The following is a 26,478-nucleotide window of genomic DNA, read 5'->3' as shown; positions in this document are numbered from 1 at the left end:
TGGTCCCACCTGACCCCATGCCGAACTCAGAAGTGAAACGCCGTAGCGCCGATGGTAGTGTGGGGTCTCCCCATGCGAGAGTAGGGAACTGCCAGGCATCAAATTAAGCAGAAGGCCATCCTGACGGATGGCCTTTTTGCGCTGGTGCGGAATAAATGCCGGATGCGACGCTGGCGCGTCTTACCCGGCCTACGAAGAGTTGCGGCGAGTGTAGATATCCGCATTATCCCCCCACATACGCCAGATTCAGCAACGGATACGGTTTCCCCAAATTGCCCACTTCCATACATCCTCCTTACCAGAAATCTATCCTTAAGCTCCTTAATAACCATTTTCCTGCTAACTAAATTCATAGTTAAGGTTGCATAGTGATACGCAACAAATGTATAACATTTTCTTTACCAAAAAAAATAAACAACAGCGACCGACAAAAGCATCGGATTACGGCAGGAGACATAATGGCATGGCTGAAAGTACTGTAACGGCAGACAGCAAACTGACAAGTAGTGATACTCGTCGCCGCATTTGGGCAATTGTGGGGGCCTCTTCAGGTAATCTGGTCGAGTGGTTCGATTTCTATGTCTATTCGTTCTGTTCACTCTACTTCGCCCACATCTTCTTCCCTTCCGGGAACACGACGACTCAACTACTGCAAACAGCAGGTGTTTTTGCTGCGGGATTTCTGATGCGCCCAATAGGCGGTTGGCTATTTGGCCGCATAGCCGATAAACATGGTCGCAAAAAATCGATGCTATTATCGGTGTGTATGATGTGTTTCGGCTCACTGGTTATCGCCTGTTTGCCAGGCTACGAAACAATCGGTACCTGGGCTCCGGCATTATTGCTTCTTGCTCGTTTATTCCAGGGATTATCCGTTGGCGGAGAATATGGCACCAGCGCCACCTATATGAGTGAAGTTGCCGTTGAAGGGCGCAAAGGTTTTTACGCATCATTTCAGTATGTGACGTTGATCGGCGGGCAACTGCTAGCTCTACTGGTTGTCGTGGTTTTACAACACACCATGGAAGACGCTGCACTTAGAGAGTGGGGATGGCGTATTCCTTTCGCGTTAGGAGCTGTGTTAGCTGTTGTGGCGTTGTGGTTACGTCGTCAGTTAGATGAAACTTCACAACAAGAAACACGCGCTTTAAAAGAAGCTGGATCTCTGAAAGGATTATGGCGCAATCGCCGTGCATTCATCATGGTTCTCGGTTTTACCGCTGCGGGCTCCCTTTGTTTTTATACCTTCACCACTTATATGCAGAAGTATCTGGTAAATACTGCGGGAATGCATGCCAACGTGGCGAGTGGCATTATGACTGCCGCATTGTTTGTATTCATGCTTATTCAACCACTTATTGGCGCGCTGTCGGATAAGATTGGTCGTCGTACCTCAATGTTATGTTTCGGTTCTCTGGCAGCCATTTTTACCGTTCCTATTCTCTCAGCATTGCAGGACGTTTCCTCGCCTTATGCCGCTTTTGGTCTGGTGATGTGCGCCCTGCTGATCGTGAGTTTTTATACTTCAATCAGTGGAATACTGAAGGCTGAGATGTTCCCGGCACAGGTTCGCGCATTAGGCGTTGGTCTGTCATATGCGGTCGCCAATGCTATATTTGGTGGCTCAGCAGAGTATGTAGCGTTGTCGCTGAAATCAATAGGAATGGAAACAGCCTTCTTCTGGTATGTGACCTTGATGGCCGTGGTGGCGTTTCTGGTTTCTTTGATGCTACATCGCAAAGGGAAGGGGATGCGCCTTTAATTATGCGCCAACTGCCAGACGGTATAGCCAGTAGTTGCACCGGCGACATCCCAGGTAAAATCTTTCCAGCTCCAGCCGCTCCCCTCGGGGCGGCTATCCCAAAGTTCTTTTGACGCGCCCAGCCCAACAGAGAACATCAGCCCGAAAGTGGCACTGCGATCGCGACTCATCCCCTGATGCTGTGCATATTCATTTCCGGCGGCGGAAAGCATCGCCGAGGCGATAAAGTGTTGAGCTTTATCCTGCCCGCTCCAGCTATCGTTAGCCATATGGCTGCATCCAGAAAGTAACAATAGCGAACAGACAAAAAGAATACGCAAAACGTGGCCTCCAAAAAACAAACCCCGTACAGGACGGGGTTGTGATTACAGGATGCGGCTAATTAATCGGTCGATGCGGATACGGCGCAAACGACGGATGAGTTTACGAACCTTCACCGGATAATCGGCAATACTTTGCAGATCGCGATAGTGCTTAACGATGGTGGTATGCTCGCGGATCAGCTCCAGTTCTTTCTCTCGCTGTGGCGCAAGCTCCAGTTGCGGATCGTGGATCAAAATAGCGTTTTCCAGATCCAGACGCCAGGCGCGCGGGTTCAGGTTATTACCAGTGATCAACATCCACTTATCATCAACCCACATCCCTTTCAGATGATAGGTGTTGTCGTCATCTTTCCATAACCGAACCACTAACTGGTCAGTGTTGACGTAATACTGCAAACGGCTCAGGAAACGACGCAGATTGATCTCATAGAGATAAGGCAATGCGCCAATTATCTTGAAAGGTTCATCTTCCGGAATGTAGAAGTCATTCGCGGTTTTATCACCAACAATAATTTCGACCTTTTTCCCTTCGCGCAGCAACTGGATAATATTGCGCACAAGGATTGCTGGCAGGTTGAAGTAAGGTGTGCAGATGGTTAGTTTCTGCTCGGCACAAGGCATAAGATGGAAAATGGTCTTGTTCAACAGACTCGATTTCCCCAGCCCCACTAGCGGCGTTACGGAAAGCTGATCGTTGTCGGCATCGCCCTGGAAATGATAAGCGGCATCACGCAGCTCCTGGCGGAACAGACGAATATCGTTCTTGATTTCCGGGCTTTTTGGCCGATTAACATCATCCAGACGATTAACGCCGCGGCCATTCATAATATTCTGTGTAACCCATTCAAACATAATGTCTGACATCTTACGGTTACGGATCAGATGATAACGGTCGTAGCGATATTTATCGTGCTGATGCAGGTAAACATCGTTCAGGCTGGCACCGCTATAAAGTACGCTATCGTCGATGATAAAGCCTTTAAAGTGCAGAACACCAAGGGCTTCACGGGTATTGATTGGCACGCCATAAACCGGAACATCTACGCCCGGATTTTCCTGCGCCATGCGGCAGTACCAGTCAGCGTTAGTGTTAGATGCCGCAGCGCCAATGCGTCCACGTTGTGCACGATGCCAGTCGACCAGCACCCGCACATCCAGTTCCGGACGCTGCCTTTTAGCTTCATACAACGCGTTCAGAATGCCTTTGCCACCGTCATCCTGTTCGAGATACAGGGCGACAATGCAAATGCGCTGCTTCGCGCTGGCTATTTTTTCCAGCAGCGTCTCCCGGAAGTCGGCGGGAGCGTAAAAGAAATCGACATCATCAACTGATTGAGAAATCTTGGGTAGTTGGGCAAGGTGTTGTTGATGTTTATTACGCTTAAATTTTGACAACATCACAGTGCATTTCTTCTCTGTTCATTGAAGGGTCCTCTGTGCAATGCAGACGACATAAGCGGGCAATAATAACACCAGTCCCGATTAAGTGGTCAACATTTCCAGTACCTTACTCATGATTCCTCGCGCTGGGCAAGATTTAGCGTAAGCCCAACGATCCCCTCTTCGAGCTGGATATCAACGTTAAACCCGAGCTTGCGGGCCAGCGCCACCATGCCACGATTGTTTGGCATCGTAATACCATTCAGACGTTGTAGTCCGTGATCTTGCGTATAGGTAATCAACTTTTCCATTAAGCGTCGACCTAAGCCTAACCCTTTGAGATCCGAGCGAACCAGCACGGCAAATTCGGCATCGATGTTATCAGGGTCGGAGATCGCACGCGTGACGCCGAGGATCTCTTCCGTTTGATCAATTCGTCGTACCGCTACAAATGCCATTTCCCGATCGTAGTCGATCTGCGTCATGTTGGCTAAATCTTCATGGGTAAATTCGTTGATCTCGCTAAAGTAGCGGTAATAAAGATCTTCTTTGGTGACTCGCGAAATGAATTGCTGAAGCTGTGGCTCATCTTCTGGCAAAATCGGGCGGAACAAGCAGCGTTCACCGTTTTTCAATTCTACCCATTCTTCCAGCTGATGCGGATAAGGACGCACAGCCAGCCGGCTCTCGTTATCACCTTCAAACGGCGCGATATCCAGCGTGACATCCAGCGCGGTAAATTCACTGCCAGAAGCCAGCAAAGGATGAATATCCAGACGCTGAATTTCCGGGCAATCGACAATCAAGTTGGAAACCTGCACCAGAAGCTGGCTCAAGCCTGCAACATCCAATGGGCGTAGCGCACTGCGCGCACGAATCTTTTTACTTTTGATCCCCTGAATAACCAGATAGCGGGCCAGGTTCATGTTCAGCGGCGGCAGTGCGACGACGGCTTGATCTTCAGGACGCCACTCCACACCGCCTTCACCCAGCATGATTAACGGCCCGAAAACCGGATCGTGCTCAACCACAACCCGCAACTCCTGAGCGCCAGCACGGTTAGCCATACTTTGCACCAACAGGCCGTGGACCCGCGCCTGCGGCCAGGCCATTTTTACGCGATCGAAAATAGCGTTTGCCGCTTGCTGGACTTCATTGGCTGTACGTAGGTAGAGCATGACGCCCTGAACTTCCGATTTATGTGGAATATCCGGCGAGCGCAATTTCAGTGCCACCGGATAGCCAATCTGTTCGGCAATATGTACCGCTTCGGTGCTATCACTGGCAATCCAGGTAGGGAGAGTATTCATACCATACGCTTGCAGGATGGGCTGAACTTCATGGGTATCGAGCGACGTAGCCCCTTCGGCAATCGCCTGTTGCAACAGAAGATGCGCTTCTGCGGTATTGGAAGTCAGATTGCTGGGCAACGCCGGCGTTTCGCGTAGTTGCTTCTGATTACGCCGGTACTCGACCATATGCATAAAAGCAGTGATGGTTCCTTCCGGAGTACGGTAAGTCGGCAGCCCGGCTTCGCTGAATAAACGTCGTGCCTCTTGCGAGGAGTGCTCGCCGCACCAGTTCGTCAGCAAAGAGACATATTTGCTGCGGGGATGATGCTTTACCGCTTCAATTAATACTTGCGCGCTTTCTGTTGCGGGAGCAGCGGCGCTGGGCGAATGAATAACCATCAGCGCATCAAAATCCTGGCTGTGGAGCAGAATGTCCAGCGTTTTGACATAATGCTCGCTGCTGGCGTCATCGCGCAGATCGAGCGGGTTAGAGATTGCCACATGCCCTGGCAGTGCATCGCGCAGTTTCTGGCAGGTTTCTTCGCTTAGCGTTGCCAGCTTGCCATTACGTGACCATAAGGCATCCAGCGCCAGCGCGGCAGGCGCAGCACCGTTGCTGATAATCATCAATCGGTCGCCACGCAGCGGGCGCATATGGCTAAGGGTTTCCACCGCCGAAAACAGTTCGTGGGTGTCCTGTACCCGCAACAAACCGGCACGCTGAATAGCTGCATCCCACGCCGGATCCATTCCTGCCGTGGTGTTCAACAGACGTTGAGCCGCCGGGCTACGTCCGCTTTTAATCACCAGAATCGGTTTATTGCGAGAGGCACTACGGGCTGCCGAAACAAAGCGTCTCGCGTCGCTTAACTGTTCGAGATAGAGCAGGATGGCGCTGGTTTTACTGTCGCGCGCCAGATAGTCGAGCAATTCATCAACGTCGATATCCAGGCTGTCGCCGAGCGCAATAAAGTAGGAAAAGCCCATCTCACGCTGTTGCGCCCAGTCGAGGATGGTGTTGGAGACAGCAGCCGATTGCGAAATAAACGCCAGCTTGCCGCGTTTAATCGGCACAGGCGAAAAGCTGGCATTCAGACCTTGCCAGGGAGCCAGTAAGCCCAGACTGTTTGGTCCTAGCAGGCGCATGTTATGGCGCAGGGCGCAGGCGCGGAGATCTTCGTGTTGCGATGCCGGGGCGGAAAGAATAATGCAGGTTTTACAGCCTTTCTCGCCGAGCTCTTCCAGAAGAGCAAGATTACGGCTGGCATTGGTACATAAAACCGCAAGGTCGGGTGTAAAGGGCAAGCTGGCAATATCCGGCCAGGCCAACACACCCAACACCGCTTTCCAGGCTGGCGTCACCGGGAGTACCGGTCCGTTAAAGCCTCCCGCCAGCAGGTTACGCATCATCAGGTAACCTGCGCGATTGGGTTTCATCGATGCGCCAATTACCGCAATCGATTTTGGTCGCAATAGTGCTTCCAGTCCTCGCTGACTCATACCGGTCTCCCGCAGAAGTGACCGAATGATTTTAAACGCTTTCTAACTGTTCTGCTGTGATGCTACCCAGATGTTGCGTTTTTCCTGCCAGATAGCGTGTTTTAAAGCGGGTAAAATGCTCGCCTAACCCTGCCGCCGCCCCGGTATCGCCGGCCATATCTAACAGTGCGATGGCTACCTCGGCAGTACAATATTGGCCTTCAGCCTGGGCTTCACGCAGGCGATAGGCAGAAAGCCGGGAAAGATCGACGGAAATGACGGGAAGATTATCCAGATACGGACTTTTACGAAACATCTTGCGAGCTTCAGGCCAGGTACCATCGAGCATGATAAATAGCGGAGGCTTACCGGCAGGTGGTGTGAAGATCACTTCCCGTTGCTCATCAGCATACGAGGCGGGAAAGACCACCATTGGCTGATAGTCCGGGTTTTGTACCAGATCCAGCAAATCTAGCGAGGGTTCGGTACGCGACCATTGAAACGCAACGGTATCAGGCAAAATATCAGCAATCAGACGCCCGGTATTACTGGGCTTCATTGGCTCGGTGTCGAACATCAGCAAACAGAAGCGACTTTTTGCTTGTGCTGGGGTAATTGTCGAACAGAGACATAATTTCTCTGGTAAAAGGCAGCGTTGGCAGCGACGAACGCGATTACCGCGGGCAAGAAAAGGACGTGTTGCGCGCGCAATACGCTCGGCGCGTAACTGGAGAACAGCGTTTTCGGTCATAAGAGAGCGTCGAAAAAACGCCATTGTCGCAGAGGAGAAAACGGGGCACAAGATGCGCCCCGGTAAGATTAAAGAGATTCGTTCAGCCAGCTGTCGAACGGCGCTTTCGGTACTGCGCCATTAAGCATGTCGACAACCTGACCGTTTTTGAAAATCATGATCGTCGGTATGCTACGAATTCCAAAGCGGCTGCTTAATTCACGTTCAGCTTCGGTATTCACTTTCACAAAGCGCACTTTACCGCTACGCTCTTGCGCGACATCTTCAAAAATTGGTGCGAAATTACGGCAGGGACCGCACCACGGTGCCCAGAAGTCGATCACCACAGGTAGATCATCTTTCAGCAATTTGTCGAACGTTTCACCGGTCGCATTAATAACCTCTCCGTCAAACAAGTCGTGACCGCAGCGTCCGCATTTTGCCGCATCTTCGATCCGATCGTCGGGAATGCGATTGATGGCCTGACAATGGGTACAAACGGTATTCATAACTAACCTCGGGATGAGTAAGGAGACTTATCGGCAACGACGCCGGTATGTTTCTAATATGTTACATATTATCGGGGACATTGTTCCAGACAACAATCTGTTTTATTCAATAGGTATGATAGTCGCAGGCTTTGGTACGAAATCATGGCGAACCGCGCGCACTTCGGGTAATCTGCGCGCTTCGCGCAGCGCTGGTGGAGAAAAGCATGAACGATGAAATGAAAGGTAAAAGCGGCAAGGTCAAAGTGATGTATGTCCGCAGTGATGATGATTCTGATAAACGTACCCACAACCCGCGTACCGGGAAAGGGGGCGGGCGTCCAGGAAAATCTCGTGCTGACGGTGGCCGTCGCCCCGCCCGCGATGACAAACAAAGTCAGCCCCGTGACCGCAAGTGGGAAGAGTCGCCCTGGCGTACAGTTTCCCGCGCGCCGGGTGATGAGACGCCGGAAAAGGCCGATCACGGTGGCATAAGTGGTAAAAGTTTTATTGATCCGGAAGTTTTGCGTCGTCAGCGTGCGGAAGAAACCCGCGTCTACGGCGAAAATGCATGTCAGGCACTGTTCCAGAGCCGTCCGGAAGCGATTGTTCGCGCCTGGTTTATCCAGAGTGTAACGCCGCGTTTTAAAGAAGCCTTGCGCTGGATGGCGGCAAACCGCAAAGCGTACCATGTGGTGGATGAAGCGGAACTGACAAAAGCGTCAGGCACGGAACATCACGGCGGCGTTTGCTTCCTGATCAAAAAGCGTAACGGTACAACCGTGCAGCAGTGGGTAAGCCAGGCAGGCGCGCAGGATTGTGTACTGGCCCTGGAAAACGAATCTAACCCGCATAACCTGGGGGGCATGATGCGCAGCTGTGCGCACTTCGGCGTGAAAGGCGTTGTGGTGCAGGATGCGGCACTGCTGGAATCGGGTGCGGCTATCCGTACCGCAGAAGGCGGCGCAGAGCACGTTCAGCCGATTACTGGCGACAACATTGTTAACGTGCTGGATGATTTCCGACAGGCGGGTTACACCGTGGTGACCACTTCCAGCGAGCAGGGTAAACCGCTGTTCAAAACCAGTCTACCAGCGAAAATGGTGCTGGTGTTGGGTCAGGAATATGAAGGGTTACCGGATGCCGCACGCGATCCGAACGATTTGCGCGTGAAGATTGATGGTACTGGCAACGTTGCCGGGCTAAATATCTCTGTCGCAACCGGCGTTTTACTTGGTGAATGGTGGCGTCAGAATAAAGCCTGATAAATCAGCCGGGTGGTAACTCTGCCATCCGGCGTTTTCCCGCAAATTTACTCACTCTCTGCCGGTAATACTGGCATCCAGTCAATCGGCGTCTCGCCACGTTGTTCCAGCCACTGATTTGCCTGCACAAAATGGTTACAGCCAAAGAATCCACGATGCGCAGAAAGCGGCGACGGATGTGGTGCTTTCAGTACATGATGGCGTTGCTTATCTATAATCGCCCCTTTCTTTTGCGCATGTGATCCCCACAACAAAAACACCACACCTTCGCGGTGCTGGTTAATCAGGCTGATGACTTTATCTGTAAACGTCTCCCAGCCGAGGCTGGCGTGGGAATGCGCCTGACCTGCGCGAACCGTCAAGACGGTATTGAGCAGCAGAACGCCCTGACGCGCCCAGCTTTCAAGATAACCATGATTAGGGCGGGTGAAGCCGGGAATAGTATTTTCGAGCTCTTTATACATATTCAGCAGTGACGGCGGTGTCGCAATGCCGGGGCGAACGGAAAATGCCAGACCATGCGCCTGTCCCGGTCCGTGATAAGGATCCTGACCGAGGATCACCACTTTAACGTCACCCAACTCTGTAAAGCGGAAGGCGTTAAAGACATCTTTTTGTGGTGGATAGATAGTGACGCCGGACTGCCGCTCGCTGGCGACGGTCTGAAGGGTATTAAGAAAATAGGGTTGCTGCTTCTCTTCTGCCAGCACATCATGCCAGGTTAATTCGTTAGCCATCTCGCTCTCCTGCGAATCTTCAATCCGCCTAGCTTAACTGCTTCTTTCTACAGAACAAAATCATGCTCATTTTATAGACAAAAAGACATGCAAAAAAATGTAAATTGGTAAAATTTCACACCTGCATAAGTTGATGTAAAACAATAAAACCCATTTGTGACCACACTCGATATGTGTTTTTTATTGATTTAAATCAAAGAATCAAGGGTGATTGAGGAGTATATATACACTCAAGCAACAATGGTTTTACCAATTGGCCGCGACAGGCTGAACAAATCAATAATTTTGCCGGGGAGGCATCACATGATTACAGGTATCCAGATTACTAAAGCCGCTAATGACGATCTGCTGAACTCTTTCTGGCTGCTGGACAGCGAAAAAGGCGAAGCGCGTTGCATCGTTGCGAAAGCAGGTTTTGCAGAAGACGAAGTGGTTGCAGTAAGCAAACTGGGTGACATTGAGTACCGTGAAGTTCCAGTAGAAGTGAAACCAGAAGTTCGCGTTGAAGGTGGTCAACACCTGAACGTTAACGTTCTGCGTCGTGAAACTCTGGAAGATGCAGTTAAGCATCCGGAAAAATATCCGCAGCTGACCATCCGTGTATCCGGTTATGCAGTTCGCTTTAACTCTCTGACTCCGGAACAGCAGCGCGACGTTATCGCTCGTACCTTTACTGAAAGCCTGTAAGGCTTAAGTAGCAAGTTACTAAGCGGAAGAGGGCGACTTCTTCCGCTTTTTTTCGTTAATAGAAAATGCGTACCGCGCAATAGACCAGCAACAGGGCAAGCACGATATTTAACTGGCGACCATACTGGCGAAACAATCGCTGAAACAGATGCCCCGCCAGCGCCCAGCACACATTGCCAAACGTCCCAATCATCGCCAGCAAAACGCTGACGCCAACTACCCAGCTTAGCGCCTGCGTTTGCGGCAGGACAAACGTCGACAGTGCCGTAACGCCATACAAAATGATTTTGACGTTCACAAACTGCAAAGCAAAGCTGGCCCAAAAGCTGATTGGTTTTGCCTGAAGTCCGTCTTCCTTTGTTGGACTGGTAGCGATTTTCCACGCCAGCCAGACAATGTATGCCGCTCCTGCCCAACTCAACAGATGCACTGCTGCCGGGTCGATAACAGCCAGTGAAAACGAAATTCCCGCACACAGCAACATGACGATTAAAAATCCCAGACTCATCCCTGCCAGCACGCGGGTACTCTGACGAAATCCGTGCGATGTGGCTGAGCTAAGGGCGAGAATATTGTTCGGTCCTGGCGTCATGGCGGTAATCAGGGTGTAAGTCCAAAAAGCACTTAAAAGGGTCGGTGTCACTTGTTATCTCCTCTGTTTTGGTAGACAGTACCCGACACGGAACATTTAAAAAAATGAATGTTTTTACATTCTGAATTCGATATTTTTGATAGGTTTGGAGTTATGGATCTGCGCCGTTTTATTACGCTTAAAACCGTGGTGGAAGAGGGTTCCTTTTTGCGAGCTTCGCAAAAATTGTGCTGTACACAATCGACGGTGACTTTTCATATTCAGCAGCTTGAACAGGAGTTCTCGGTACAGTTGTTTGAGAAAATTGGTCGACGGATGTGCCTCACTCGCGAAGGAAAAAAGCTGCTGCCGCACATCTATGAACTTACCCGAGTGATGGATACGCTTCGTGAGGCTGCCAAAAAAGAGTCGGATCCGGACGGGGAACTACGCGTTGTTTCGGGCGAAACGTTGCTCTCTTACCGAATGCCGGAGGTGTTGCAGCGTTTTCGGCAACGCGCACCAAAAGTGCGTTTATCGTTGCAGTCGCTGAACTGTTACGTGATCCGTGATGCACTACTGAATGATGAGGCCGATGTTGGCGTCTTTTATCGCGTAGGAAATGATGATGCTTTGAACCGACGGGAGTTGGGTGAACAATCGCTGGTGCTGGTGGCTTCACCACAAATTGCAGATGTCGATTTTACTGAGCCGGGAAGACATAACGCCTGTAGCTTTATTATCAACGAACCGCAATGTGTCTTCCGGCAGATATTTGAGAGCACGCTGCGACAGCGGCGGATCACGGTGGAAAACACCATTGAGCTTATAAGTATCGAAAGCATCAAGCGTTGTGTCGCGGCGAATATCGGGGTCAGTTACTTGCCCCGCTTTGCGGTGGAAAAAGAGCTTGAGAGCGGAGAATTAATTGAATTGCCTTTTGGCGAACAGTCGCAGACCATTACGGCCATGTGCGCACACCATGCTGGAAAAGCGGTTAGCCCGGCGATGCACACTTTTATTCAGTGTGTTGAAGAGTGTTTTTTGCCGGGATAAAAATAATGCCGGGCTTAAACCCGGCATTGAAATTACTCTTCTGCCGTTTGCGGTGGCACGCCCGTTCCGCTTGGTTTACGGCGCTTACCAATATTTTTGGTGTCGCGATGGCGTTTTTTCACCCGCGGCTTCTCTTTCTCTTTAGCTTTTTTCTTCTCGGCACGTTTAGCCAGTACTTTCTTCGATGGCTTGCCGGTCTGCTTTTCGCTTGGCGCACGCGTTTTCGGGCGTAACTCATCAATAACGCGAGCTTTAATTGGCTCTTCAATATAGCGACCAACTTTGCCCAGCAGCAGATGGTCATGGGCTTCTACCAGCGAAATTGCGGTGCCTTTACGACCGGCGCGCGCGGTACGTCCGATACGGTGCAAATAAGTATCGCCACTGCGCGGCATATCGAAGTTAAAGACGTGGCTGACGTCAGGAATGTCGATACCGCGCGCGGCAACATCGGTTGCAACCAGTACGTTTACGCGACCTTCGGTCAAACGCTTGATCGCTTCGTTACGCTTGCCTTGTACCATCTCACCTTCGAGATAGCAGTTGTTGATGCCCGCTTCGCGCAGCCAGTTTGCCAGCTCATGCACACGCTCACGCTTACGCACAAACACAATTGAGCGGGTCGCTTCCGGCTGTTTTAACAGATGCACCAGCAATGCGGTTTTATGTTCCAGGTCATCGGCGCGGTAATACCACTGATGAATTTTTTTGCGCTCACGGGTGGACGGATTGGCAGAAACCTCCACCGGATCTTCCAGCAGACGCTCGGCAAAGTCCTGAATCGCATCGCCTTCCAGAGTTGCCGAAAAGAGCAGGGTCTGTTTACGCCAGCGCGTTTCGCCAGCAATATGTTCGATATCCTGAGCGAAGCCCATATCCAGCATACGGTCTGCTTCGTCGAGGATCAGCGTTTCAACCGCGCGGCAATCGAAGTTCTCTTCTTTTATGTATTGCAGCAGACGTCCGGTCGTGGCGACCACGATGTCCTGATTTTCGCTGAACACTTCCGCGTGGTTCATATAGGCTACGCCGCCGGTGATGGTGGCAATATCCAGATGCGTATGTTTCGCCAGTTCGCGGGCATGATCGGCCACCTGCATCGCCAGCTCGCGAGTTGGGGTGAGGATCAAAATACGCGGCGGACCGGATTTCTTACGTGGGAAATCGAGCAGGTGCTGCAACGCTGGCAGCAGATACGCCGCCGTTTTACCGGTGCCTGTCGGCGCAGAACCGAGTACATCACGGCCATCGAGCGCAGGCGGAATGGCGGCAGCCTGAATGGCGGTCGGGCGAGTGAAACCTTTATCCTGGAGGGCTTCCAGCAGGCTTTCGTCGAGTTCAAGTTCGGAAAAAGTCGTTACAGTCATGTTCTACCTCTGTGTGGGGCGCTGATTATAGACGTTACGGCTGCAATCTTCATCTGTTTGTATGGATATCGCTTCTCGGGTATTGTTCTCACCCGGTGCTATCGCCGTTTTTCCTGCAAGGTTTTATTTTCATGTCACAGTCTACATCCGTGCTTCGTCGTAATGGATTTACTTTTAAACAGTTTTTTGTTGCTCACGATCGTTGTGCGATGAAAGTGGGAACGGATGGCATTTTGCTGGGCGCATGGGCACCGGTGGCTGGGGTAAAACGTTGCCTTGATATCGGCGCGGGTAGCGGGTTGCTGGCATTAATGCTGGCGCAGCGAACCGATGACAGCGTAATGATTGATGCAGTTGAACTGGAAAGTGAAGCTGCCGCGCAGGCGCAGGAAAATATCAACCAGTCCCCGTGGGCAGAGCGGATTAACGTCCATACGGCGGATATTCAGCAGTGGATCACACAGCAGACAGTACGCTTCGATTTAATCATCAGTAACCCACCTTACTATCAGCAGGGAGTAGAGTGCTCGACACCTCAACGGGAACAGGCTCGCTATACCACTACGCTTGATCACCCATCGTTGCTGACCTGTGCGGCGGAGTGCATTACCGAAGAGGGATTTTTCTGCGTGGTGCTGCCAGAGCAGATTGGTAATGGTTTTACTGAACTGGCATTAAGTATGGGCTGGCATTTACGTTTGCGGACGGATGTGGCGGAAAACGAAGCGCGACTGCCGCATCGGGTGCTGCTGGCATTCTCCCCGCAGGCGGGAGAATGCTTTAGCGATCGCTTAGTCATTCGTGGGCCAGACCAGAACTATTCCGAAGCGTATACGGCGCTGACCCAGGCTTTTTATCTGTTTATGTAATGATTGCCGGGGGAAAGGATCGACGGACCGGAATGGGTGAGCAGTTCCGGATAATCCAGCGTGAAATGCAACCCCCGACTCTCCTTGCGCATCATTGCACAGCAAACAATCAACTCGGCAACCTGTACCAGATTACGCAGCTCCAGCAAATTATTTGAGACGCGGAAATGGGCGTAATATTCGTCTATTTCTTGTTGGAGCATGGTTATCCGCTGCAGGGCGCGTTCCAGGCGCTTCGTTGTGCGCACAATGCCAACGTAATCCCACATAAACAGACGTAGCTCGTGCCAGTTATGTTGAATCACCACCCGTTCGTCAGGGTTCTCAACGCGGCTTTCATCCCACGGCGGTAACGTACTGACGCCGTGGGCATAAGGCATACATCTGGTAATATCTTCTGCCGCCGACCAGCCATAGACCAGACACTCCAGCAAGGAGTTAGAGGCCATGCGGTTAGCGCCGTGTAAGCCGGTATAACTCACTTCGCCAATGGCATACAAACCCTCGACGTCCGTACGCCCATGATCATCAACCATTACACCACCGCAGGTATAATGTGCAGCAGGCACAATCGGCACCGGTTCTTTTGTGAGATCAATCCCCAGCCCGAGCAGTTTTTCATAGATCATCGGGAAATGCTGGCGAATAAAATCGGCAGGCTTATGGCTGATGTCGAGATACATACAATCCGCGCCGAGGCGTTTCATTTCATGGTCAATGGCGCGGGCGACAATATCGCGCGGGGCCAGTTCGCCGCGCTCATCAAAATCGGGCATAAAACGCGTACCGTCCGGGCGCTTGAGATAAGCGCCTTCGCCGCGCAGTGCTTCTGTTAACAGGAAATTGCGTGCCTGTGGGTGATACAGCGCGGTAGGGTGGAACTGATTAAATTCGAGATTGGCAACCCGGCAGCCTGCGCGCCACGCCATAGCAATGCCATCGCCAGAAGAAATATCCGGATTGGTGGTGTACTGATAAACCTTCGACGCACCGCCGGTTGCCAGCACCACCGCTTTTGCGTGGCAGGTTTCAACCGTTTCTTTATTTCGGTTCCATACCCACGCGCCTACAACTCGTCGCGTGCCCGGCAGGCCAATTTTGTCAGAGACAATTAGATCAACCGCGTTGCTGCGCTCCAGCACGCGAATATTCGGATGGTTCAGCGCCTTGCTCACCAGCGTGGTTTCTACTTCTCTACCGGTGGCGTCGGCGGCATGAAGAATTCGACGGTGACTATGTCCACCTTCACGGGTCAGATGGTAGCTTTCTGCACCATTCGGTTGAATGTGGGTATCAAACAACACCCCCTGGTCGATTAGCCATTGCACACAGGATCGTGCATTGCTGGCGACAAATTCAACTGCATGGCGATCGCAAATACCACCCCCGGCAATCAATGTGTCTTCCACATGCGAGTCAATGCTGTCAGTTTCATCAAACACGGCGGCAATACCGCCCTGGGCATAAAATGTTGAACCTTCCGTTACCGGGCCTTTACTTAGAACGATGACCTGATGCTGATCAGCCAGGCGCAGCGCCAGTGAAAGTCCGGCTGCGCCGCTACCGATAATCAACACGTCACATGAATGATCAGGGAGAGTATTCATTTTCTTTGTTTAATTTACTAAACACGGTTTGGTCAGCATAGCATCATGTTGTGCGATTAAACACCTGCTATTTTAATATTTGTTAAAGTTGCTAAACACGCTGACGCAGGGCGGCGAGAAAAAGAGAAGTTACTGGCTGGTGGAGGATTAGGTGGTGAAATAAAAAGGCCGTTGGGTTACTCTTCAGGCAGTTAAATGGGCATTTCTACACAGATAATGCGATGTTCAGATTCTGTAGACTTATAATGATAGATAATGATCCGTCTACAGCATGACAAACAAAAACAGATGCGTTACGGAACTTTACAAAAACGAGACACTCTAACCCTTTGCTTGCTCAAATTGCAGCTAATGGAGTGGCGTTTCGATAGCGCGTGGAAATTTGGTTTGGGGAGACTTTACCTCGGATGAGCGAGCAGTTAACGGACCAGGTCCTGGTTGAACGGGTCCAGAAGGGAGATCAGAAAGCCTTTAACTTACTGGTAGTGCGCTATCAGCATAAAGTGGCGAGTCTGGTTTCCCGCTATGTGCCGTCGGGTGATGTTCCCGATGTGGTACAAGAAGCTTTTATTAAAGCCTATCGTGCGCTGGATTCGTTCCGGGGAGATAGCGCTTTTTATACATGGCTGTATCGGATTGCTGTAAATACAGCGAAAAATTACCTGGTTGCTCAGGGGCGTCGTCCACCTTCCAGTGATGTGGATGCCATTGAAGCTGAAAACTTCGAAAGTGGCGGCGCGTTGAAAGAAATTTCGAACCCTGAGAACTTAATGTTGTCAGAAGAACTGAGACAGATAGTTTTCCGAACTATTGAGTCCCTCCCGGAAGATTTACGCATGGCAATAACCTTGCGGGAGCTGGATGGCCTGAGCTATGAAGAGATAGCCGCTATCATGGATTGTCCGGTAGGTACGGTGCGTTCACGTATCTTCCGAGCGAGGGAAGCTATTGATAACAAAGTTCAACCGCTTATCAGGCGTTGACGATAGCGGGATACTGGATAAGGGTATTAGGCATGCAGAAAGAACAACTTTCCGCTTTAATGGATGGCGAAACGCTGGATAGTGAGCTGCTTAACGAACTGGCTCATAACCCAGAAATGCAGAAAACCTGGGAAAGCTATCACTTAATCCGTGACTCAATGCGGGGTGATACTCCCGAGGTGCTCCATTTCGATATCTCTTCACGCGTTATGGCCGCCATTGAAGAAGAGCCAGTACGTCAACCGGCGACATTGATCCCGGAAGCCCAGCCTGCGCCGCATCAATGGCAGAAAATGCCATTCTGGCAGAAAGTACGTCCGTGGGCGGCACAGCTTACCCAAATGGGCGTAGCCGCATGCGTATCGCTTGCAGTTATCGTTGGCGTCCAGCACTATAATGGACAATCTGAAACGTCCCAGCAGCCCGAAACGCCGGTATTTAATACACTGCCGATGATGGGTAAAGCCAGCCCGGTAAGCCTGGGAGTACCTTCTGAAGCGACCGCAAATAATGGTCAACAGCAGCAGGTACAGGAGCAGCGTCGTCGCATTAATGCAATGTTGCAGGATTACGAACTGCAACGCCGACTCCACTCTGAACAGCTTCAGTTTGAGCAGGCGCAAACTCAGCAAGCCGCTGTACAGGTGCCAGGAATTCAAACTTTAGGAACGCAATCGCAGTAATGAAGCAACTTTGGTTTGCCATGTCATTAGTGACAGGTAGCCTGTTATTCTCTGCTAACGCCTCGGCCACTCCCGCGTCCGGGGCGTTATTACAGCAGATGAACCTGGCCAGTCAGTCACTGAATTACGAGCTGTCATTCATCAGCATCAATAAACAGGGTGTTGAGTCTCTGCGTTATCGACATGCACGCCTCGATAACCGTCCTCTTGCACAATTGTTGCAAATGGATGGCCCGCGCCGGGAAGTGGTACAGCGCGGTAATGAAATCAGCTATTTTGAACCGGGACTTGAACCGTTCACGCTTAATGGCGATTACATTGTTGATTCTCTACCATCGCTCATCTATACCGATTTCAAACGCCTTTCTCCTTACTACGACTTTATCTCCGTCGGGCGCACGCGTATTGCTGATCGTCTATGCGAAGTTATTCGCGTGGTTGCCCGAGATGGTACACGCTACAGCTACATCGTGTGGATGGACACCGAATCGAAATTACCGATGCGGGTTGATCTTCTTGATCGCGATGGTGAAACGCTGGAACAATTTCGCGTGATTTCTTTTAACGTCAATCAGGATATCAGCAGCAGTATGCAGACGCTGGCGAAGGCAAATTTGCCGCCGTTGCTATCTGTTCCTGTAGGTGAAAAAGCTAAATTCAGCTGGACGCCAACCTGGTTGCCACAGGGTTTTAGCGAAGTTTCCAGTAGTCGACGTCCGCTACCGACGATGGACAACATGCCTATCGAATCACGTCTCTATTCCGACGGATTATTCAGCTTCTCGGTAAACGTTAACCGCGCTACGCCATCGAGCACCGATCAGATGTTGCGCACCGGACGCAGAACCGTCAGTACAAGCGTACGTGATAACGCCGAAATCACCATCGTCGGTGAACTGCCGCCGCAAACGGCGAAACGCATTGCCGAGAATATTAAGTTCGGGGCAGCGCAATGATCAAAGAGTGGGCTACCGTCGTCTCCTGGGAAAACGGGCAGGCGCTGGTTAGTTGTGATGTTAAAGCCTCATGCAGCAGCTGCGCTTCACGCGCCGGTTGCGGTAGCCGCGTGTTGAATAAACTTGGCCCGCAAACCACGCATACCATTGTCGTACCCTGTGATGAACCGTTAGTGCCGGGGCAAAAAGTGGAATTGGGGATCGCCGAAGGCAGCCTGCTTAGCTCCGCATTACTGGTTTATATGTCGCCGCTGGTGGGATTATTCCTCATCGCTTCGCTATTTCAGCTACTCTTTGCTTCTGACGTCGCAGCATTATGTGGTGCGATCCTCGGCGGTTTTGGCGGGTTCCTGATTGCGCGCGGCTACTCGCGTAAGTTTGCTGCCCGGGCAGAATGGCAACCGATCATCTTAAGCGTGGCCTTGCCGCCTGGCCTTGTGCGATTTGAAACATCTTCGGAAGACGCGAGCCAGTGATTTCACTGGCTTTGTTGCATTTTGCATAACAAATGCGAGGACGTTTCCAGATACCACAATCCATACGGTATGAACATTTCCTCGCCTCAATGTTGTAGTGTAGAATGCGGCGTTTCTATTAATACAGACGTTAAGCTCAGAACAGCGACTTCTAAAAGCCTGGTTAACCGGGCATTAAGGCACAATAATCATACTTTATGAAGAATATACGTAACTTTTCGATCATAGCTCACATTGACCACGGTAAATCGACGCTGTCTGACCGTATTATCCAGATCTGCGGTGGCCTGTCTGACCGTGAAATGGAGGCGCAGGTTCTCGATTCCATGGATCTTGAGCGTGAGCGTGGCATTACCATCAAAGCGCAAAGCGTGACGCTGGACTACAAAGCGTCTGACGGCGAAACCTATCAGCTTAACTTTATCGACACCCCGGGCCACGTTGACTTCTCTTATGAAGTTTCCCGTTCGCTGGCTGCCTGCGAAGGCGCATTGCTGGTGGTCGACGCCGGGCAGGGCGTAGAAGCGCAAACCCTGGCAAACTGCTACACCGCCATGGAAATGGATCTCGAAGTGGTGCCGGTACTGAACAAGATTGACCTGCCGGCAGCCGATCCTGAACGCGTGGCGGAAGAAATTGAAGATATCGTCGGCATCGATGCCACCGACGCGGTGCGCTGTTCAGCGAAAACCGGCGTTGGCGTGCAGGACGTTCTCGAACGTCTGGTGCGCGACATTCCGCCGCCGGAAGGCGATCCGGAAGGCCCGTTGCAGGCACTCATTATCGACTCCTGGTTCGACAACTACCTGGGCGTTGTTTCACTTATCCGTATTAAAAACGGCACCCTGCGTAAGGGCGACAAAGTGAAAGTCATGAGTACCGGGCAGACCTATAACGCCGACCGTCTGGGTATCTTCACGCCAAAACAGGTTGACCGCACTGAACTGAAATGTGGCGAAGTAGGTTGGCTGGTATGTGCGATTAAAGATATCCACGGCGCTCCAGTAGGCGATACCTTAACGCTGGCGCGTAATCCGGCAGAAAAGGCGCTGCCTGGCTTTAAGAAAGTCAAACCGCAGGTATACGCCGGTCTGTTCCCGGTAAGTTCCGACGACTATGAAGCCTTCCGTGACGCGCTGGGTAAACTCAGCCTGAACGATGCCTCACTGTTCTATGAGCCGGAAAGCTCAAGCGCGCTGGGCTTTGGTTTCCGCTGCGGCTTCCTCGGCCTGCTGCACATGGAGATCATCCAGGAACGTCTGGAACGTGAATACGATCTGGATCTGATTACCACTGCGCCGACCGTAGTGTATGAAGTTGAAACCACGTCAAGAGAAGTTATCTACGTCGACAGCCCATCCAAGCTGCCAGCGGTAAATAACATCTACGAACTGCGCGAGCCGATTGCAGAGTGTCACATGCTGCTGCCGCAGGCATATCTCGGCAACGTTATTACGCTGTGCGTAGAAAAACGCGGCGTGCAGACCAATATGGTTTACCACGGTAATCAGGTGGCGCTGACTTACGAGATACCGATGGCGGAAGTGGTGCTCGACTTCTTCGATCGCCTGAAATCTACCTCGCGTGGTTATGCGTCTCTGGATTACAACTTCAAACGCTTCCAGGCGTCCGACATGGTACGTGTAGACGTATTAATCAACGGTGAACGTGTTGATGCGCTGGCGTTGATCACCCACCGTGATAATTCGCAAAACCGCGGTCGCGAGCTGGTGGAGAAGATGAAAGATCTGATCCCACGCCAGCAGTTTGATATCGCCATTCAGGCAGCGATTGGTACGCACATCATTGCGCGCTCCACCGTGAAACAGCTGCGTAAAAACGTACTGGCTAAATGTTATGGCGGCGATATCAGCCGTAAGAAAAAGCTGCTGCAGAAGCAGAAAGAAGGTAAGAAACGCATGAAGCAGATCGGTAACGTCGAGCTGCCGCAGGAAGCGTTCCTCGCCATTCTGCACGTCGGCAAAGACAACAAATAACGCTTAGGAGTTGGCATGGCGAATATGTTTGCCCTGATTCTGGTGATTGCCACACTGGTGACGGGCATTTTATGGTGCGTGGATAAATTCTTTTTCGCACCTAAACGGCGGGAACGTCAGGCAGCGGCGCAGGCGGCTGCCGGTGACTCACTGGATAAAGCAACGTTGAAAAAGGTTGCGCCGAAGCCTGGCTGGCTGGAAACCGGTGCTTCTGTTTTTCCGGTACTGGCTATCGTATTGATTGTGCGTTCGTTTATTTATGAACCGTTCCAGATCCCGTCAGGTTCGATGATGCCGACTCTGTTAATCGGTGATTTTATTCTGGTAGAGAAGTTTGCTTATGGCATTAAAGATCCTATCTACCAGAAAACGCTGATCGAAACCGGTCATCCGAAACGCGGCGATATCGTGGTCTTTAAATATCCGGAAGATCCAAAGCTTGATTACATCAAGCGCGCGGTGGGTTTACCGGGCGATAAAGTCACCTATGATCCGGTCTCGAAAGAGCTGACGATTCAACCGGGATGCAGTTCCGGCCAGGCATGTGAAAACGCGCTGCCGGTCACCTACTCCAACGTGGAACCGAGCGATTTCGTTCAGACCTTCTCACGCCGTAATGGTGGGGAAGCGACCAGCGGATTCTTTGAAGTGCCGAAAAACGAAACCAAAGAAAATGGAATTCGTCTTTCCGAGCGTAAAGAGACACTGGGTGATGTGACGCACCGCATTCTGACAGTGCCGATTGCGCAGGACCAGGTGGGGATGTATTACCAGCAGCCAGGGCAACAACTGGCAACCTGGATTGTTCCGCCGGGACAATACTTCATGATGGGTGACAACCGCGACAACAGCGCGGACAGCCGTTACTGGGGCTTTGTGCCGGAAGCGAATCTGGTCGGTCGGGCAACGGCTATCTGGATGAGTTTCGATAAGCAAGAAGGCGAATGGCCGACAGGTGTGCGCTTAAGTCGCATTGGCGGCATCCATTAATAGCCCATCTTCGTTCACGTTGTCGCCGTTATGGCGACAACGTGAATTATTTATGAGATAAATCTCCCGTGGCTAACGACATCCCCCGTCGTTGTGTATAGAATATTCCCCCGAAGTTTAAGGTTGGCACCTCCAGGTTGCCACGGCACACGAAACAGCGTTGGTCCCCATATACCGGTAAACTGAAACTGCAGCGAAGCAGTTAGCAGAACCATGTATATCAGGTCTGTTTCGTGTGCTGAATTGTTGACGCATTTATTTATTGGTATCGCATGAACCCCATCGTAATTAATCGGCTTCAACGGAAGCTGGGCTACACTTTTAATCATCAGGAACTGTTGCAGCAGGCATTAACCCATCGTAGTGCCAGCAGCAAACATAACGAGCGTTTAGAATTTTTAGGCGACTCTATTCTGAGCTACGTTATCGCCAATGCGCTTTATCACCGTTTCCCTCGTGTGGATGAAGGCGATATGAGCCGGATGCGCGCCACGCTGGTCCGTGGCAATACGCTGGCAGAACTGGCGCGCGAATTTGAGTTAGGCGAGTGCTTACGTTTAGGGCCAGGTGAACTTAAAAGCGGTGGATTTCGTCGTGAGTCAATTCTCGCCGACACCGTCGAAGCATTAATTGGTGGCGTATTCCTCGACAGTGATATTCAAACCGTCGAGAAATTAATCCTTAACTGGTATCAAACCCGTCTGGACGAAATTAGCCCAGGCGATAAACAAAAAGATCCGAAAACGCGTCTGCAGGAATATTTGCAGGGTCGCCATCTGCCGCTGCCGACTTATCTGGTCGTCCAGGTACGTGGCGAAGCACACGATCAGGAATTTACTATCCACTGCCAGGTCAGCGGCCTGAGTGAACCGGTGGTTGGCACAGGTTCAAGCCGTCGTAAGGCTGAGCAGGCTGCCGCCGAACAGGCGTTGAAAAAACTGGAGCTGGAATGAGCATCGATAAAAGTTACTGCGGATTTATTGCTATCGTCGGACGTCCGAACGTTGGCAAATCCACATTATTGAACAAACTGCTGGGGCAGAAGATCTCCATCACCTCCCGCAAGGCGCAAACAACTCGTCACCGCATTGTGGGGATCCATACTGAAGGCGCGTATCAGGCGATCTACGTTGATACCCCTGGCCTGCATATGGAAGAAAAACGCGCCATTAACCGCCTGATGAACAAAGCGGCGAGCAGCTCTATCGGCGACGTTGAGCTGGTGATTTTTGTCGTAGAAGGCACCCGCTGGACGCCGGACGATGAAATGGTGCTCAACAAGCTGCGTGATGGCAAAGCGCCGGTAATCCTCGCGGTGAACAAAGTGGACAACGTGCAGGAAAAAGCCGATCTGCTGCCACACTTACAGTTCCTGGCAAGCCAGATGAACTTCCTCGATATCGTGCCGATCTCTGCCGAAACCGGGTTGAATGTTGATACTATTGCGGCAATCGTGCGTAAGCATCTGCCTGAAGCGACTCATCACTTCCCGGAAGATTACATCACCGATCGCTCACAGCGTTTTATGGCGTCTGAAATCATCCGCGAAAAACTGATGCGTTTCCTCGGTGCTGAACTGCCGTACTCCGTGACCGTGGAGATCGAACGTTTCGTCTCTAACGAACGCGGCGGTTATGACATCAACGGTTTGATTCTCGTTGAGCGTGAAGGGCAGAAGAAGATGGTTATTGGCAACAAAGGGGCCAAGATCAAAACCATCGGGATTGAAGCGCGTAAAGACATGCAGGAAATGTTCGAAGCGCCTGTTCACCTTGAGCTGTGGGTAAAAGTGAAATCCGGTTGGGCCGACGACGAACGCGCACTGCGCAGTCTCGGTTACGTTGACGATCTTTAAGAGTAACTCCGATGGAAGGCTGGCAGCGCGCATTTGTCCTGCATAGTCGCCCGTGGAGCGAAACCAGCCTGATGCTGGACGTCTTCACGGAGGAATCGGGTCGCGTGCGTCTGGTTGCCAAAGGCGCACGCTCTAAACGCTCTACTCTGAAAGGTGCATTACAGCCTTTCACCCCTCTCTTGCTACGTTTCGGCGGGCGTGGCGAAGTCAAAACGCTGCGCAGTGCTGAAGCCGTCTCGCTGGCGCTGCCATTAAGCGGTATCACGCTTTACAGCGGTCTGTACATCAACGAACTTCTCTCCCGCGTACTGGAATACGAGACGCGCTTCTCTGAACTCTTTTTCGATTACTTGCACTGCATTCAGTCTCTTGCCGGGGTCACTGGTACGCCAGAACCCGCGCTGCGCCGCTTTGAACTGGCACTGCTCGGGCATCTGGGCTATGGCGTCAATTTTACCCATTGTGCGGGTAGCGGCGAGCCGGTAGATGACACCATGACGTATCGTTATCGCGAAGAAAAAGGGTTTATCGCAAGCGTCGTTATCGACAATAAAACGTTCACCGGAAGGCAGTTAAAAGCGTTAAACGCGCGGGAATTTCCTGACGCAGACACACTGCGCGCCGCGAAACGCTTTACCCGCATGGCGCTTAAGCCGTATCTTGGCGGTAAACCATTAAAGAGCAGGGAACTGTTCCGGCAGTTTATGCCTAAGCGAACGGTGAAAACACATTATGAATGATGAGGATTGTCATGGCTGAATTACTGTTAGGCGTCAACATTGACCATATTGCAACGCTGCGTAACGCACGCGGTACTGCTTACCCGGATCCGGTGCAGGCGGCGTTTATTGCTGAGCAGGCGGGAGCGGACGGCATTACCGTGCATTTACGTGAAGATCGCCGCCACATTACTGACCGTGATGTGCGCATCCTGCGTCAGACGCTGGATACCCGCATGAATCTGGAGATGGCGGTGACCGAAGAGATGCTGGCGATCGCCGTTGAGACGAAGCCACATTTTTGCTGTCTGGTACCGGAAAAGCGTCAGGAAGTAACAACCGAAGGCGGCCTGGACGTCGCTGGACAGCGTGAAAAAATGCGCGATGCCTGCAAACGTCTGGCGGAGGCCGGGATCCAGGTTTCTCTGTTTATCGACGCCGATGAAGAGCAGATCAAAGCTTCGGCAGAGGTTGGCGCACCGTTTATCGAGATCCACACCGGTTGCTATGCTGATGCCAAAACTGACGCCGAACAGGCGCAAGAGCTGGCGCGTATCGCCAAAGCCGCGACCTTTGCCGCAAGTCTCGGTCTGAAAGTTAACGCCGGACACGGTCTGACCTATCACAACGTGAAAGCCATTGCCGCCCTCCCTGAGATGCATGAACTGAATATCGGTCATGCCATTATTGGTCGTGCAGTGATGACCGGACTGAAAGATGCGGTGGCAGAAATGAAGCGTTTGATGCTGGAAGCGCGTGGCTAATGGCAATATTAGGTTTAGGTACGGATATTGTGGAGATCGCTCGCATTGAAGCGGTGATCGCCCGATCCGGTGAGCGCCTGGCACGCCGCGTATTAAACGATAACGAATGGGCAATCTGGAAAACGCACCACCAGCCGGTGCGTTTTCTGGCGAAACGCTTTGCCGTAAAAGAAGCCGCAGCAAAAGCGTTTGGCACCGGGATCCGCAATGGTCTGGCGTTTAATCAGTTTGAAGTATTTAACGATGAGCTTGGTAAGCCACGGCTGCGACTGTGGGGCGAGGCATTAAAACTGGCGGAAAAGCTCGGCGTTGTAAATATGCATGTAACGCTGGCAGATGAACGCCACTATGCTTGTGCCACGGTAATTATTGAAAGTTAAAATAATACCGTTCTCTTTATAAAGTAAAACCCCCGAACTGGTAAGGAACGGGGGTTTTACTTTTTAACTTTAATTTTGTGCAGCACGCACCCTCAACAAGAGCGATTATGGATCAGGGCGGTTATCTTTTACAAGCAACTTGTAATCTTTAGCATAAAAACTCGAGCCTTTACGAAGAAAACAATATTGATGGAAAGATTAACGTGACCGCCAATTCGGAAGTACATTAAAATTGGCTTCGTTATTGGCGATTTTGCTGTGCTTTATACCATGCCACAGAATTCCCCCATTGAAACGAGTGGTGTCGTCAAAGCTCTGGTGTGGAGTGCAGCATGCACCCTCAATAACTCGCACGTTCAGTTTTGGGGAGATGTAAGGGCTAATCTGAACGGCTGCATTCCTTGTTTAAGGAAAAACGAATGACTGATTGCCGATACCTGATTAAACGGGTCATCAAAATCATCATTGCTGTTTTACAGCTGATCCTTCTGTTCTTATAACATAAGGAAACGTACTTAAGGCGCGTCAGGTTAACCAGCCAGGCGCGCCTTTAATAATTATAAATAAGTGCTTATACAGATAGTGTTATCATTCATGAAATAATTGATATTTATGATAACATCACTAAAATAAATATAAGAACCTGAAGGCTCACACTATAAAGTCAACAATAGTCTACTCCAGGAGCAGAATATTAAATTTTATCCGCGTGATGCATCAGCACAAACTTATCCCACAGCTGTTCTTGTGTCTCGATATGCGCCGGATCTTTCACAATAGTATTGGGGATCGGGCACACCTTCTGGCAGGTTGGTGTCTCGTAGTGCCCTACGCACTCGGTACACTTATCGCTGTTAATCTCGTAGATATGATCGCCCATTGAAATCGCCTCATTCGGGCATTCGGGTTCACACATATCACAATTAATACAGCGTTTAGTAATTAGTAAAGACATTTCAATGGATTACCGTTAAATCATTTTAAAATCAGTAAGTTGTATCGAGTTTGTATGCTTTACTGTCATTAACTTACTGTATGTTGATCCAGTGTATTTAACCTTGA

The 26,478-nt window shown here is 51.1% G+C and carries 28 protein-coding genes and 1 rRNA gene; 19 read left to right on the top strand and 10 right to left on the bottom strand.

Annotation, left to right across the window (positions count from 1 at the left end):
• Together rrf and kgtP are read left to right on the top strand one after the other, a co-directional pair.
• Positions 1-97, top strand: a 5S ribosomal RNA gene (gene rrf, locus ACJHYR_RS08790); the annotation flags it as partial.
• A gap of 366 nt (positions 98-463) precedes the next feature.
• Positions 464-1,762 carry an alpha-ketoglutarate permease gene (kgtP, locus tag ACJHYR_RS08785; RefSeq protein ID WP_059328128.1) on the top strand — a complete coding sequence of 433 codons (1,299 nt, stop codon included), beginning with the start codon at positions 464-466 and terminating at the stop codon, positions 1,760-1,762.
• On the opposite strand, the gene ACJHYR_RS08780 is transcribed toward kgtP, so the two are convergent.
• The 5 genes from ACJHYR_RS08780 to trxC all read right to left on the bottom strand — a co-directional run bounded on the left by ACJHYR_RS08780 (position 1,759) and on the right by trxC (position 7,475).
• A complete protein-coding gene (locus ACJHYR_RS08780) occupies positions 1,759-2,082 on the bottom strand; it encodes a YfiM family lipoprotein (protein ID WP_001221086.1) in 324 nt (107 codons plus the stop codon). The two genes, kgtP and ACJHYR_RS08780, sit on opposite strands and share 4 nt — an antisense overlap.
• 45 nt (positions 2,083-2,127) lie before the next feature.
• Positions 2,128-3,483 (bottom strand): CDP-diacylglycerol--serine O-phosphatidyltransferase, encoded by a 1,356-nt coding sequence (pssA, locus tag ACJHYR_RS08775; RefSeq protein WP_000949265.1) that lies wholly within the window; start codon positions 3,481-3,483, stop codon positions 2,128-2,130.
• 113 nt (positions 3,484-3,596) lie between these two features.
• Entirely contained in the window at positions 3,597-6,257 is a 2,661-nt protein-coding gene (gene patZ / locus ACJHYR_RS08770) for a peptidyl-lysine N-acetyltransferase PatZ (protein WP_059328127.1), read from the bottom strand.
• Between the two features lie 31 nt (positions 6,258-6,288).
• On the bottom strand, positions 6,289-6,987 hold the full coding sequence (gene tapT / locus ACJHYR_RS08765; protein WP_001308860.1) for a tRNA-uridine aminocarboxypropyltransferase: 699 nt from the start codon (positions 6,985-6,987) through the stop codon (positions 6,289-6,291).
• 68 nt (positions 6,988-7,055) lie between these two features.
• Entirely contained in the window at positions 7,056-7,475 is a 420-nt protein-coding gene (trxC, locus tag ACJHYR_RS08760) for a thioredoxin TrxC (protein ID WP_001098717.1), read from the bottom strand.
• Positions 7,476-7,681: 206 nt separating this feature from the next.
• On the opposite strand from trxC, the gene ACJHYR_RS08755 reads away from it, so the two are divergent.
• Entirely contained in the window at positions 7,682-8,719 is a 1,038-nt protein-coding gene (locus tag ACJHYR_RS08755; RefSeq protein ID WP_000997418.1) for a tRNA/rRNA methyltransferase, read from the top strand.
• Between the two features lie 47 nt (positions 8,720-8,766).
• Here ACJHYR_RS08755 and ung read toward each other — a convergent pair whose 3' ends face one another.
• Positions 8,767-9,456, bottom strand: a complete 690-nt coding sequence (gene ung, locus ACJHYR_RS08750; protein ID WP_001262724.1) for a uracil-DNA glycosylase — start codon at positions 9,454-9,456, stop codon at positions 8,767-8,769.
• 303 nt (positions 9,457-9,759) lie between these two features.
• Here ung and grcA point away from each other — a divergent pair, with 303 nt between their 5' ends.
• Entirely contained in the window at positions 9,760-10,143 is a 384-nt protein-coding gene (grcA, locus tag ACJHYR_RS08745) for an autonomous glycyl radical cofactor GrcA (RefSeq protein ID WP_000627804.1), read from the top strand.
• A gap of 55 nt (positions 10,144-10,198) precedes the next feature.
• On the opposite strand, the gene eamB is transcribed toward grcA, so the two are convergent.
• Positions 10,199-10,786, bottom strand: coding sequence for a cysteine/O-acetylserine transporter (eamB, locus tag ACJHYR_RS08740; RefSeq protein ID WP_000189207.1), 588 nt, complete (start codon positions 10,784-10,786; stop codon positions 10,199-10,201).
• 102 nt (positions 10,787-10,888) lie between these two features.
• Here eamB and ACJHYR_RS08735 point away from each other — a divergent pair, with 102 nt between their 5' ends.
• Complete coding sequence (locus ACJHYR_RS08735; protein WP_001544851.1) at positions 10,889-11,770, top strand: LysR family transcriptional regulator; 882 nt, start codon at positions 10,889-10,891, stop codon at positions 11,768-11,770.
• A gap of 32 nt (positions 11,771-11,802) precedes the next feature.
• Here the strand turns inward: ACJHYR_RS08735 and srmB are convergent, their stop codons facing one another.
• Positions 11,803-13,137, bottom strand: coding sequence for an ATP-dependent RNA helicase SrmB (gene srmB / locus ACJHYR_RS08730; protein ID WP_000219192.1), 1,335 nt, complete (start codon positions 13,135-13,137; stop codon positions 11,803-11,805).
• A 131-nt stretch (positions 13,138-13,268) separates the two neighbouring features.
• Between srmB and trmN the strand changes: the two genes are divergently transcribed.
• Positions 13,269-14,006, top strand: coding sequence for a tRNA(1)(Val) (adenine(37)-N(6))-methyltransferase TrmN (gene trmN / locus ACJHYR_RS08725; RefSeq protein WP_001295363.1), 738 nt, complete (start codon positions 13,269-13,271; stop codon positions 14,004-14,006).
• On the opposite strand, the gene nadB is transcribed toward trmN, so the two are convergent.
• Positions 13,991-15,613: an L-aspartate oxidase gene (nadB, locus tag ACJHYR_RS08720; protein WP_059328126.1), complete on the bottom strand. Its 1,623-nt coding sequence runs from the start codon at positions 15,611-15,613 to the stop codon at positions 13,991-13,993. The two genes, trmN and nadB, sit on opposite strands and share 16 nt — an antisense overlap.
• 255 nt (positions 15,614-15,868) lie before the next feature.
• Between nadB and rseD the strand changes: the two genes are divergently transcribed.
• From rseD to shoB, 13 genes are all read left to right on the top strand, one after another.
• Positions 15,869-16,024: a rpoE leader peptide RseD gene (gene rseD, locus ACJHYR_RS08715; protein WP_001303621.1), complete on the top strand. Its 156-nt coding sequence runs from the start codon at positions 15,869-15,871 to the stop codon at positions 16,022-16,024.
• Positions 16,021-16,596, top strand: a complete 576-nt coding sequence (gene rpoE, locus ACJHYR_RS08710; RefSeq protein WP_001295364.1) for an RNA polymerase sigma factor RpoE — start codon at positions 16,021-16,023, stop codon at positions 16,594-16,596. Before rseD ends, rpoE begins: the two co-directional genes overlap by 4 nt.
• Positions 16,597-16,628: 32 nt before the next feature.
• Positions 16,629-17,279, top strand: coding sequence for an anti-sigma-E factor RseA (gene rseA, locus ACJHYR_RS08705; RefSeq protein ID WP_001168459.1), 651 nt, complete (start codon positions 16,629-16,631; stop codon positions 17,277-17,279).
• On the top strand, positions 17,279-18,235 hold the full coding sequence (rseB, locus tag ACJHYR_RS08700) for a sigma-E factor regulatory protein RseB (RefSeq protein WP_000812056.1): 957 nt from the start codon (positions 17,279-17,281) through the stop codon (positions 18,233-18,235). Before rseA ends, rseB begins: the two co-directional genes overlap by 1 nt.
• Positions 18,232-18,711 (top strand): SoxR-reducing system protein RseC, encoded by a 480-nt coding sequence (gene rseC / locus ACJHYR_RS08695; protein WP_021524433.1) that lies wholly within the window; start codon positions 18,232-18,234, stop codon positions 18,709-18,711. The genes rseB and rseC overlap by 4 nt, the downstream gene beginning before the upstream one ends.
• A gap of 197 nt (positions 18,712-18,908) precedes the next feature.
• Positions 18,909-20,708 carry a translation elongation factor 4 gene (gene lepA, locus ACJHYR_RS08690; protein ID WP_000790168.1) on the top strand — a complete coding sequence of 600 codons (1,800 nt, stop codon included), beginning with the start codon at positions 18,909-18,911 and terminating at the stop codon, positions 20,706-20,708.
• A gap of 15 nt (positions 20,709-20,723) precedes the next feature.
• Entirely contained in the window at positions 20,724-21,698 is a 975-nt protein-coding gene (lepB, locus tag ACJHYR_RS08685) for a signal peptidase I (RefSeq protein WP_000002542.1), read from the top strand.
• 272 nt (positions 21,699-21,970) lie between these two features.
• Positions 21,971-22,651, top strand: a complete 681-nt coding sequence (gene rnc / locus ACJHYR_RS08680; protein ID WP_001068343.1) for a ribonuclease III — start codon at positions 21,971-21,973, stop codon at positions 22,649-22,651.
• Positions 22,648-23,553, top strand: a complete 906-nt coding sequence (gene era, locus ACJHYR_RS08675; RefSeq protein ID WP_000020737.1) for a GTPase Era — start codon at positions 22,648-22,650, stop codon at positions 23,551-23,553. Before rnc ends, era begins: the two co-directional genes overlap by 4 nt.
• A gap of 11 nt (positions 23,554-23,564) precedes the next feature.
• The gene (recO, locus tag ACJHYR_RS08670; RefSeq protein WP_000399404.1) at positions 23,565-24,293 is read left to right on the top strand and encodes a DNA repair protein RecO; all 729 of its coding nucleotides are present in this window, start codon (positions 23,565-23,567) and stop codon (positions 24,291-24,293) included.
• 11 nt (positions 24,294-24,304) lie between these two features.
• Entirely contained in the window at positions 24,305-25,036 is a 732-nt protein-coding gene (gene pdxJ, locus ACJHYR_RS08665) for a pyridoxine 5'-phosphate synthase (RefSeq protein ID WP_001544849.1), read from the top strand.
• Positions 25,036-25,416: a holo-ACP synthase gene (gene acpS, locus ACJHYR_RS08660; protein ID WP_000986028.1), complete on the top strand. Its 381-nt coding sequence runs from the start codon at positions 25,036-25,038 to the stop codon at positions 25,414-25,416. Before pdxJ ends, acpS begins: the two co-directional genes overlap by 1 nt.
• Positions 25,417-25,835: 419 nt before the next feature.
• Positions 25,836-25,916 carry a type I toxin-antitoxin system toxin ShoB gene (gene shoB, locus ACJHYR_RS08655; protein ID WP_000128776.1) on the top strand — a complete coding sequence of 27 codons (81 nt, stop codon included), beginning with the start codon at positions 25,836-25,838 and terminating at the stop codon, positions 25,914-25,916.
• 194 nt (positions 25,917-26,110) lie between these two features.
• Here the strand turns inward: shoB and ACJHYR_RS08650 are convergent, their stop codons facing one another.
• Entirely contained in the window at positions 26,111-26,371 is a 261-nt protein-coding gene (locus ACJHYR_RS08650; protein ID WP_059328261.1) for a YfhL family 4Fe-4S dicluster ferredoxin, read from the bottom strand.
• Positions 26,372-26,478 lie beyond the last annotated feature (107 nt).

Origin of the sequence: Escherichia sp. WS1450 (genome assembly GCF_046487395.1) — a bacterium.
In the GTDB taxonomy this organism is placed as follows: Bacteria; Pseudomonadota; Gammaproteobacteria; order Enterobacterales; family Enterobacteriaceae; genus Escherichia; species Escherichia coli.
Note: the sequence above shows the minus strand (reverse complement) of the source record. Positions and strands in the feature narration are given on the sequence as shown.